At 43.5% G+C, this 10,119-nt stretch carries 10 protein-coding genes and 1 pseudogene; 3 read left to right on the plus strand and 8 right to left on the minus strand.

Annotated features, from left to right (window positions below):
• Nucleotides 1–393 (minus strand): annotated as a pseudogene (locus tag PHP90_RS12635) (potassium transporter TrkA); the annotation flags it as partial.
• Between the two features lie 169 nt (nucleotides 394–562).
• On the opposite strand from PHP90_RS12635, the gene PHP90_RS12640 reads away from it, so the two are divergent.
• The gene (locus tag PHP90_RS12640; RefSeq protein ID WP_299930596.1) at nucleotides 563–2,512 is read left to right on the plus strand and encodes a bifunctional diguanylate cyclase/phosphodiesterase; all 1,950 of its coding nucleotides are present in this window, start codon (nucleotides 563–565) and stop codon (nucleotides 2,510–2,512) included.
• On the opposite strand, the gene PHP90_RS12645 is transcribed toward PHP90_RS12640, so the two are convergent.
• From PHP90_RS12645 to PHP90_RS12675, 7 genes are all read right to left on the minus strand, one after another.
• A complete protein-coding gene (locus tag PHP90_RS12645; protein WP_299930599.1) occupies nucleotides 2,501–3,253 on the minus strand; it encodes a TIGR02757 family protein in 753 nt (250 codons plus the stop codon). The two genes, PHP90_RS12640 and PHP90_RS12645, sit on opposite strands and share 12 nt — an antisense overlap.
• Complete coding sequence (locus tag PHP90_RS12650) at nucleotides 3,250–4,518, minus strand: RNA polymerase factor sigma-54 (RefSeq protein WP_299930602.1); 1,269 nt, start codon at nucleotides 4,516–4,518, stop codon at nucleotides 3,250–3,252. The genes PHP90_RS12645 and PHP90_RS12650 overlap by 4 nt, the downstream gene beginning before the upstream one ends.
• Before the next feature lie 6 nt (nucleotides 4,519–4,524).
• Nucleotides 4,525–5,247, minus strand: a complete 723-nt coding sequence (gene lptB / locus PHP90_RS12655; protein ID WP_299930605.1) for an LPS export ABC transporter ATP-binding protein — start codon at nucleotides 5,245–5,247, stop codon at nucleotides 4,525–4,527.
• Nucleotides 5,240–5,647, minus strand: a complete 408-nt coding sequence (gene tsaE / locus PHP90_RS12660) for a tRNA (adenosine(37)-N6)-threonylcarbamoyltransferase complex ATPase subunit type 1 TsaE (RefSeq protein ID WP_366141126.1) — start codon at nucleotides 5,645–5,647, stop codon at nucleotides 5,240–5,242. Before tsaE ends, lptB begins: the two co-directional genes overlap by 8 nt.
• Nucleotides 5,647–6,627: an anthranilate phosphoribosyltransferase gene (trpD, locus tag PHP90_RS12665; protein WP_299930611.1), complete on the minus strand. Its 981-nt coding sequence runs from the start codon at nucleotides 6,625–6,627 to the stop codon at nucleotides 5,647–5,649. The genes tsaE and trpD overlap by 1 nt, the downstream gene beginning before the upstream one ends.
• Complete coding sequence (locus PHP90_RS12670; protein WP_299930614.1) at nucleotides 6,624–6,872, minus strand: RNA-binding S4 domain-containing protein; 249 nt, start codon at nucleotides 6,870–6,872, stop codon at nucleotides 6,624–6,626. The genes trpD and PHP90_RS12670 overlap by 4 nt, the downstream gene beginning before the upstream one ends.
• A gap of 103 nt (nucleotides 6,873–6,975) precedes the next feature.
• Nucleotides 6,976–8,715: a YgiQ family radical SAM protein gene (locus tag PHP90_RS12675; protein WP_299930617.1), complete on the minus strand. Its 1,740-nt coding sequence runs from the start codon at nucleotides 8,713–8,715 to the stop codon at nucleotides 6,976–6,978.
• A 59-nt stretch (nucleotides 8,716–8,774) separates the two neighbouring features.
• Between PHP90_RS12675 and PHP90_RS12680 the strand changes: the two genes are divergently transcribed.
• Both PHP90_RS12680 and PHP90_RS12685 read left to right on the plus strand, forming a co-directional pair.
• Nucleotides 8,775–9,206: an iron-sulfur cluster assembly scaffold protein gene (locus PHP90_RS12680; protein ID WP_299930620.1), complete on the plus strand. Its 432-nt coding sequence runs from the start codon at nucleotides 8,775–8,777 to the stop codon at nucleotides 9,204–9,206.
• The gene (locus PHP90_RS12685; protein ID WP_299930623.1) at nucleotides 9,203–10,036 is read left to right on the plus strand and encodes an iron-binding protein; all 834 of its coding nucleotides are present in this window, start codon (nucleotides 9,203–9,205) and stop codon (nucleotides 10,034–10,036) included. The genes PHP90_RS12680 and PHP90_RS12685 overlap by 4 nt, the downstream gene beginning before the upstream one ends.
• The last annotated feature ends 83 nt before the right edge of the window (nucleotides 10,037–10,119 follow it).

Consider the following 10,119-nt stretch of genomic DNA (forward strand, 5'->3'; position numbering starts at 1 on the left):
AGGGAGATAGTCAATCAAATTTGCAGCAATGAGTTCTTGCATATTCACCCATTCGATATCGTCCTCTGGACTCGCCGCATTCCACATATCCAATGCAACGATACGAATGGAGGGTTTATACATTCGTATATTTTTAATCGTATGTTCTAAATCGTTCGCATTTTCCATTACCAATACGACTTGCCAAAAATCCATTTTCAACAAATTGGAAATTTTGTAAAAGCTGGTGGTATCAAATTGAAAAAATTTAAATCGAGCGGGGTTAAATCCTTGAAAATCATTCTCTTGTGTTTGAACGACATAATAAAGATTTTCACTTGTATAGGTACCGATCACACGCTCAATATAGTGATGACCGATAGCTCCGTCACTGACGATTAAAATTTTTTTCATACCCGTGCAAACTTCTTATATCGCTTATTTTAAGATGAGATTGTACCACATTTACACTATACGGTAAAAAAATAAAACTAATATGTGTCCCATTGTTTTTTTTGATTGAAGTATGCTACACTTCTTTCAATAATAATAAATAATATTTTATAAGAGGATTGGAGTAGAAATGCAGCTTGATGCTAAAAAGTTTTTTTTCGCATTTTTCTTTTTTATCGCTACTTTGATTACATTAGGTTACTACCATTTTAATCACGAACAAAAACTAATCAATCAAAATATTAATACAACGCTAGAACAAGCCGTTAAATCGGCAAGTATTCTAATAGGGGATCGTTACCAAGAGAGAGTTTTAGCCGCTGCACCCTCCGCTGTTGATGATGCGGATACCATTAATGCCCTTACAAGTTTAGCCCATACGCAAGGGGTTGAGAATCTTTATTCACTTATTTTAGACAATAGAGGAAACCTCCATTTTACCTCCAGCAGTGCACGCAATCACGGACTTACCAGCAGTCAGATTCTGACCCATTTTTATGATATTTATCCGATGAATCCGGGAATTATCAAAGCGTTAAAAAGTAATAAAATTATCTGGGATACAAAAGAACAATCAGATCAAACGGTAAAATATCGAAGTCTATATATACCTTACACTACACCATCTGGCTTGCATTACGTCATCGGTGCCGATATCGAAGTAGGATCCATTAAAAAACTCTCCAATGCTGCAGCATTTAAATCTATCGCGACATCCTTTATCGTCTTTCTTGGAGCCTTGCCGTTTTTGCTCATTTATCGTAATACACTCCAAGGAACGGCATCCTTTTTACGAGCCAAAGTGCGTTCTGCTACTGATGAACTTCGAGAAGTGAATGAAATCCTCGAAACAAAAGTTGAGGAAAAAACGAAACAATTAATCTCACAAAGTTTTGAAGATCCTCTAACTGGGCTTCCCAACCGACATCGGCTTCAATATGATATGGATCGACATTCATACAAAGCACTGATTATTATTAATCTCCAAAATTTTCGGGAAATAAATGATTTCTTCGGATTTGCCATCGGTGATAATTTACTGAAACAAATGGGGCAGTGGCTTCAAGCACTTGATTTCAGCCCTTATCGTCTCAGTGGAGATGAATTTGCGATACTTTTTGAAGAAGAATTAACACAAGAGGCCCTTGAAATGCTTTGTGAACGTTTAGTTCATCGACTTATGGATCACCCTTTTAGTGTTGGCGAAGAGAGTGTATCCCTTAGCGTCACGATCGGAATCGATGCTGAACCGGAAGTTTCTCTGACGCATGCCGATATCGCTTTGCATCAAGCAAAAGAAAATAGTACGCACATAGCATTTTATAGTGGAGAAAGCCATATAGAAGAGCAGTACAAGGCTAATATTGCCCTCACGTCAACAATCCATAAAGCTCTTAATGCAGGACGCATTACCTGCTTTTATCAACCGATTGTTTCTACGCAAAGCGGGCGAATCGAAAAATATGAAACTCTCGTACGGATGATCGATGAATCTGCTAATATTATCCCTCCATTGGATTTTCTCAAAACGGCCCAAAAAACCCGTCTTTATCCCCAAATCACCCGAACCGTTGTTGAGCATGCCTGTAATACGTTCAAGAATCGAAATGAAGAATTTTCGGTCAATCTCTCAATCCGCGATATTCTCGATCCCGGAACTGTCCGTTTTATCGAAGAGACCATTGTACAAACCGATACAGCCCATCGCATTGTTTTTGAAATATTAGAATCGGAAGGTATCGATAACTTTGATGCCGTTACCCACTTTATCCATCGTATGAAAAAACTCGGTTCCAAAATTGCCATTGATGACTATGGCACCGGATATTCCAGTCTGGAAAATATTCTACGTCTTGATGTCGATTACATTAAGATTGACGGTTCACTGATCCGAAATATCAACACAGACCCGAAACATGCTATTGTCCTTAATTCGATTGCTGATTTTGCTTCTAAACTTGGGATAAAAACAATAGCGGAATACGTAGAATCAGAAGAAATATTTAATCATATAAAAAGTATAGATATCACCTATTCACAAGGGTACTATACAGGAAAGCCAACTGCATTAAGTATTTAATGCCATCTTCTCCTGGCCGATTCGATACAATGCAAAATCGTATTTAAGCGGATCAAGTGGATCGAACCGTTTTAGCATCTCTGTCAATTCTATAGCTGCTTTCATATCACACTGTTTACGTTGTAACAGTCCAAAACGACGTGAAACATTAAACGTATGGGTATCCAGCGGCATAATCAGATCACTTTGTTTGACCTCTCTCCATAAACCCATATCCAAAGCATCATGACGTACCATCCAACGTAAATACATCATCCAGCGTTTCATTGCTGAAGCCTTATGAATAGTAACAATCGGTTTTCCGATCAAAAATTGATACCCGGTTGAGCGGTAAGGATTCAGATCGTAAAGTGTACTGATCAAAGATGTAACACCACCGGTCATTCCGGTTGCTTCATACCCGTGCATAAATGCCTTTTCCGCTCCCCCGATCTCTTGCAATGCTCCCAATGTAAGAAACCATTGGACAATATCTTCGGTCGTTTGAAAGCGATAATATTTTCCTGCCAATTTCTGCCGTAAATCCGTTTCATACATACCGCATAAACCATCCTCCAAAGAGGATAAAAAGGCTACGATTGCCTTGGCACTCCCATAGGCGAACAATGCGCAGGTAAGGGCATGATGCTGATCCATTGACCTGCGTGCGATTAAAAGAGGATCCGGACGCTCAAAGCAGAGTTCGCCTTCACAATTTCGCGCAGCTACCTCAGCATCCAAAAAGGCTTGTATCTCTTTCACGACCGCCCTAAAAGATAAAGTTGTTTGCGTTCGGATGAGCCTGCAATATTGAGTTGTTTACGGTATTTGGCAATCGTACGGCGAACCATGGTAATTTTAAATTTATCCTGAATCAATTCGAGAAGTTTCATATCGCTCAGCGGTTTTTTGTGCGATTCGTTTTTGACCAGTTCCGCAACATAATCTTTGATCGCGGCATTGGAAACATCCTCATCGATAGCAGTAGTAAAAAAGTCTTTCATCGGATAAATACCGCGATCACAGGCAATGTATTTGTTCGCAATAGCGCGGGAAATGGTTGAGGGATTGTGACCAAATTCATCGGCTAATGTTTTAAGCGTTAGTGGCTTTACAGCCCCCCCGGTGAAAAAGTCATACTGATATTCGACGATCATCAATCCCACTTTATATAAGGTCGCCTTGCGCATCTCCAGTGCATCGACGAGACTTTTCGCCTCTTTGAGCTTGTCACGGACAAACGGATGATCGACCCCGTAAGCCGCATCGATGGTTATATCGGGATAATACCGATCATTGAGTCGTACTTCTATACCTGTCTCAGGATCGTTATGGATCATCAAATCCGGTATGACCTGTGTCGAGTCTTCGAGATAGTCGATTGCAGGAGGATTTTTAAAACTTCCTATAACCCTCATCGCCTCTTCAAAAGCAGGTTCTTTACGATAATTTCCAAGCTCTTCCAAGTGATTAATTATTTCCTGAGCAAGGGTATATCCCTCATCACTGATCGTAGCGGATTCGAGTTGAAATAAAAAGGATTCGTTTACATTTCGAGCACCGATACCGACGGGTTCCACATGGATGAATCGGAGACGAATTTTTTCGAATTGATCAAGCGTGATAGTATTTTGGGCACAAAAGGCTTCACTGTCTCCCTCATAATAGCCTCCCTCATCCAGATTCTCGATAATATGGGTTGCTGCTGCTCGTGATATCGGCGTTGGAAATAACGACGTATCTATCTGTTCTTCAAGCACTTCGTACAAACCTTTAGTCTGAACCGTTAATGCTTCGATTACTTCACTTTGGGAATTTTGGACATATCCGTAAAGAATCTTTTTAGGGATTCTCGATTCAAACGACTCTTCATATCCCGATTTTATATCGATGAGAGGATTACCCTCAACAAACGGAGCCATTGCTTCACCCAAATCGCTGAGACTGGATTGTAAAATCGGCAGCCAGTTGCGAAGGGTATTGGAAAGCTTATTTTTGAGCTCAACGCTTGTTTTAACCCGTAACATGCGATGCTAAAACTTGAACGATTCACCGAGGTAGTGTTGACGGACATCGGCATTATTAGCGATCTCATCACTGGTCCCCGAAGCGAGTAACTCCCCGCTTTTAATAACATAGGCACGATCACACACCGCTAACGTCTCACGTACATTATGATCGGTAATCAGCACTCCGATTCCGTACTCGACTAACTGCGATATAACACCCTGAATATCCATGACTGCGATCGGATCGACTCCCGCAAACGGCTCATCCAGTAGCAAAAAGCGCGGTTTGTTCACCAATGCACGGGCTATCTCCGCACGACGGCGCTCTCCGCCGCTGAGATTGATCCCGCGACGGTTGCGGATCGGCTCAATGTTAAACATCTCCAATAGCTCTTCGATCCGTTTTTCCGCCATCTCTTTATTCAATTTACCCGCCTGAGCCGCGATGATCAGGTTCTCCTCTACAGTGAGGTCCTTAAAGATCGATGCTTCCTGAGGAAGATAACCGATACCCATACGTGAGCGTTGATGCAGAGGAAGATTGGAGACATCCTCGCCGTCGATGTAGACTTTGCCCCCTGTCGCTTCGATCAAACCGCAAATCATATAAAACGTCGTTGTTTTACCCGCACCATTGGGTCCGAGGAGTCCTACTACCTCTCCGGTACGCAGTTCCATACTGATACCGCGAACGATCTCATGATTTTTGATCGTTTTGACCAGATGATCCACTTTTAACTCATGCACGCTGCACCTCGTAATATCGCGATTGTTCATCGCATTTTGTAATTTTTAAAATCAGGCAATCGATCCCGCATCGTTTCAGTAAATCGATGAGCGTATCATCTCCCCACTCGACCAGATGGTATCCTTCACGTTCCAACTCTTCCATCATCCCCAAACTCAAAAATTTATCGAATCCGTAGTTGTAGAGATCATAATGATAGAGCTTTTCGCCGTAACGCTGTTGCAGTGAAAACGTCGGAGAGGTAACCGTATCGTCCATTCCGAGATAACGGGCAAACGCCTGTGTCAGAGTCGTCTTCCCGCTCGCCAAATCGCCTTGCAAAACGACGACTCCCCCATGCGGAAGCTCCGTTGCAATACGCTCGCACACCTGCGGTAATTCGCTTAATGTCAATTTCATCATAGTTTGGAAGAGACCGATACGATTTGATCCAGTTTTTGTGCCGCTTTACCGCTGCGCAACGTATCTCTGGCAATCTCAAGCCCCTCTTGGGGATCGCGTGCCATCCCCTCAGCTACAAGAGCGTATGCCGCATTGATCAGCACCATATCCCGCTGCGGATCGGTTGCACGGTTGTTCAAAATATCGGTGAGAATTTTGCCGTTTTGTTCCGCTTCCCCTCCGAGAATCGCTTCAAACGGCGCTTTCTTGATCCCCAACATCTGCGGATCGATCTCGAAATAATCGATCACACCGTTTTTCAAATGTCCCGCATAGGTAATGTCGCTGATGCTTATCTCATCCATCTTTTCGCGTGAACTCACTACGATAGCCGATTGCATCCCAAGCTCACGCGCCGCTTCCGCCATTTTCGGAACAAATACTTCATCAAATACTCCTAAAAGTATTTTAGAGAGTCCCACCGGATTGGTGAGCGGTCCGAGGATATTAAAGATCGTTTTTTCAGGGATTGAACGGCGTATCGGCATGATGAACTTCATCGCCGGATGGTGGTATTGAGCGAATAAAAAGGTAAATCCGCACTCTTGGAGCAGAGTCGAACTTTGTTCCGGTGTGAGATCAAGTTTTACCCCCAAATGCTCCAACACATCGGCACTTCCCGATTTGGAAGTGATAGAGCGATTGCCGTGTTTGGCAACGTACGCACCGCTTGCCGCGAGCACAAGTGCGACGGTGGAGCTAACATTAAAACTGCCGCTCTTGTCTCCCCCAGTTCCGACCACATCAATAAGTTTGGGTTTAAGCTCAGTTGGGACTTCAAGGATGATCGAGTGAGTACGCATCACCTCTGCCGCCGTTGCGATCATCTCTGCAGAGGTATCACTATTGAGAGAAAGAGAGAGTAAAAACTCCCGCATCTCATTATCATCCATTCTATGTTCAAAAAGCGCTTCAAAATGAGCTTTGGTGGCGATCATGAGAGTTCCTTGACATAGAGGTGCTGTTGAGATTTCGGGGTCGATTTGATCGTCGGGATAGCGAGCACTTCGTAACGCATCTGTTTTTCGAGGTACACGAGGGTGATAATGTCCCCTACTACAACGTTTTTAGCAGGTTTTACCGCTTTGTCGTTGATGTAGACAACACCCTCACCGATCATATCCTGAGCGACGGCACGGCGTTTGGTCAGATTGACCGCATTTAAAAATTTATCGATTCGCAAAGAGGTTCCGTAGTATTGATTTATGAGTGTTTATTGTAGGTAAATGAAGCTAAAAGAGAGGTAAGAGCGCAAAAATTGTTCCACTATTTTTACGCTCTGTGATTTAACTCGCAAAGCCGCTTTTAAAAGAGTCTTTAGCAACCACGATCTGCTTTTGTTTCTCTTTACGCGCCGTATCTTTTTCGACGAAGATTTTTTGATGGGTTTCGGGATCCATTTCGGTGTAGTACATTACCGCCGAATACGTCCCGGGGGTCGGAGTAAAGACCTGTGCCTGTTCGGGATTCATTTTTAGTTCATCCGTCGTGAAACGTTTCAGATCATGCATATCTTTCTCGGTGCATCCCGGATGGGCGGCGATGAGATAGTAGGTCAAGAACTGCTTTTTCCCCTCTTCTTTGTTCAATTTATCATAGAGTTTTTTAAAATCGACAAGGGTTTGTTTGCCCGGTTTGTTCATCAGATGAAGGACGTGATCCGAAGTGTGTTCAGGGGCGACTTTCATCTGTCCGGAGATATGATGTTTCACCATCTCTTTGAGATACTCATAACCGTTCTTTTTGTCTTCATTGATCAGATCATAACGGACACCGGAAGCGACAAACGCTTTTTTAATCCCCCGTACTTCACGCAAACGACGCAAGAGATTTATAACACGGGTATGATTGACGTTCATCGATTTGCACAAGTGGGTATCATCCACGCACCGCTGATGGGTACACGTCCCGTGTTTAAGTTTTTTGGTACATTCATAGCCGTACATGTTGGCTGTAGGGCCTCCGACGTCGCTGATGATCCCTTTGAAATCTTTGTACTCGGTAAACTGTGCCGCCTCTTTTAGGATCGATTCCTCGCTGCGGGTTCGGATGGTACGTCCCTGATGGACACCGATCGCACAGAAGTTACACTCTCCCCAGCATCCCTGATGGGTCATGATGGAAAACTTGATCGTCTCCAGACATTTAACTGACCCTTTGGGTCGATGATACGGATGAAGCTCACGGGTATACGGCAATGCAGAAACCGCGTCCATCTCAGCCTCATCCAAATAATCGGCGGGTGGGTTTTGGATGCTGTAGCGTCCGTCCACTTCTTGACACAAACCGTTAGCCGAAATCGGATCGTTGTTATGGTAAAACGCATCAAACAAGTCGATATAACTCTCTTTGTTTTCCAAACACTCTGCGTGTGAAGGTATCGTTAGATACCCTTCGCGCGGCTCTTTGGCGATATAACAGACACCGCGAATGTTATGCGGAGATTCACCATTTGCTAACGCTTTCGGCAGAGCGATAATCGCCCCCTCCCCCATACCGTAGATCAGGTAATCGGCTTTGGAATCAAACAAAATCGGTTTACGGAGTTTATTCGTCCAGTAGTCATAATGGGTTACACGGCGCAAGCTCGCTTCGATTCCTCCGAGGACGATAGGCACCGTATTTTTAAAATGCTTTCGGATCAGGTTCGTATAAACGAGTACAGCACGATCCGGCCGGGCGTTATTGACACCGCCGGGAGTGTAGTCATCACTGTTGCGAAATTTTTTCGTTGCGGTGTAGTTGGAGACCATCGAATCGACGCTTCCGCCGCTAACTCCCCAAAAAAGTTTCGGTTCTCCCAAACGCATCACATCATCGGTGTTGATATCCGGCTGTCCTATAATCCCGACGCGGTACCCTTCCCTCTCCAATATCCGCCCTACAACGGCTACTCCGATGAACGGCGAATCAATATAGGCATCGCCGGAGACTAGGATAACATCGCATTGATCCCATCCGCGCGCATCCATTTCGGCACGAGTCGTGGGTAAATAACGTAGATGTTCAGGTGTAATTGTTTTCATAACGCGATTGTACGGTTAAATCTCTTAGGAGAGGCTATGAGGTACGGTATAATAAAAATATGGAAAATAATCTAAATCAAGAGATCATCGAGCATCTCATGCACCCGCGCAACTATGGCCCTCTCAAAACGCCTACCGGTGTAGGGGTCGGGCACAGTGAAAAGAGCGGTGAGTTTGTCATTTTCTATATCGAAACAAAAGACAAAACACTGCAGGAAGTCGGCTACGCCACCAACGGCTGCCAAGATACCGTCGTTTTAGGCTCAATGTTTACGGAGATGATCAAAGGGCAAACCATTGCATATGCTCAAAGTGCGGCACAAAAACTCCGAGACAAAGTCGCTCTTGGACCGCTAAAACAACAAGCATGTGCGAATATGGTACTTACGGCGTTTGAAGCGGCTTTGATTCATGAACACCAACGTAGCGAAGGCTCTTCAGAAGAGCTTTACGCTATTGAAATCGGTATGGAATGTGAGGTAGAGGAATGATCGACGCAACACTTTTTAGACGTAAACACCAACTTTGGCTACGGATTGCCTTTATGTCCTTTTCGGTGACTGACCCGTGGGTAAAAAATCGCCTGTATGAATTTTCCCAAATGGAATTTCGTCATCTCAAATGGCTCGCCGGATCACTATATGAAAATAATTCAGTTTATGATTATGAACGAGATCCCCGTTTTACAATTGAGATCAGTTCTTTTTTTGAATTAATCCGTACTACGATTAATGAAATCAAAACTCTCAATCTTCTTTACGTCTCGACACCTTTGAGTGAACGGATGCGAAACGATGAAATATATATCCTTTCGACGTTGGAAGCTTATCTCGAAAAAAGTTCATTGGATGAACCGATCACTGCTTTTAATCGTTCCCGTCATTGGCCGGATTCTCTGCTAAATTCAGATGAAACCGATGCGCTAACCTACTTCTTATTTGAAGAGAGCTACAAAGAATATGAACTCATCATGGTCTACTTTTATCAGCAAATTCGTGCCACAACTGCGGCACAGGTCAGCCATTATCAAGACCTGATTGATGAGTCCCATTTTCATCTGCGCTCTTTTGGAGAGATGATGGCAAAAATGGGGATTTTGGCGCTCCCAAGAACGATCCATCAACGAACCTATGAAATTACTGATATGGGAAAATTTCTCCGTTCAGGGATAATGGATGAAGAAAGCGCAAAAGAAGAGTGCCGAAAACTCTCTGCGTCTATCACGGATGAAAAACTCGCTGCATTTTTTGAGTTTATCAATTATCAGGAAAGTTATCACATCGAGATAATGAAAAAATTATTAGGAGAACTAAATGGTTGAGCAAGGTAATATCTATATACTATTAGCAGTTGTGGCACTTTTTGCATTTGTACTTACCCGTAAAAAGGGTAAGTAACTATAGT

Origin of the sequence: Sulfuricurvum sp., from assembly GCF_028712165.1 — a bacterium.
Lineage (GTDB): Bacteria > Campylobacterota > Campylobacteria > Campylobacterales > Sulfurimonadaceae > Sulfuricurvum.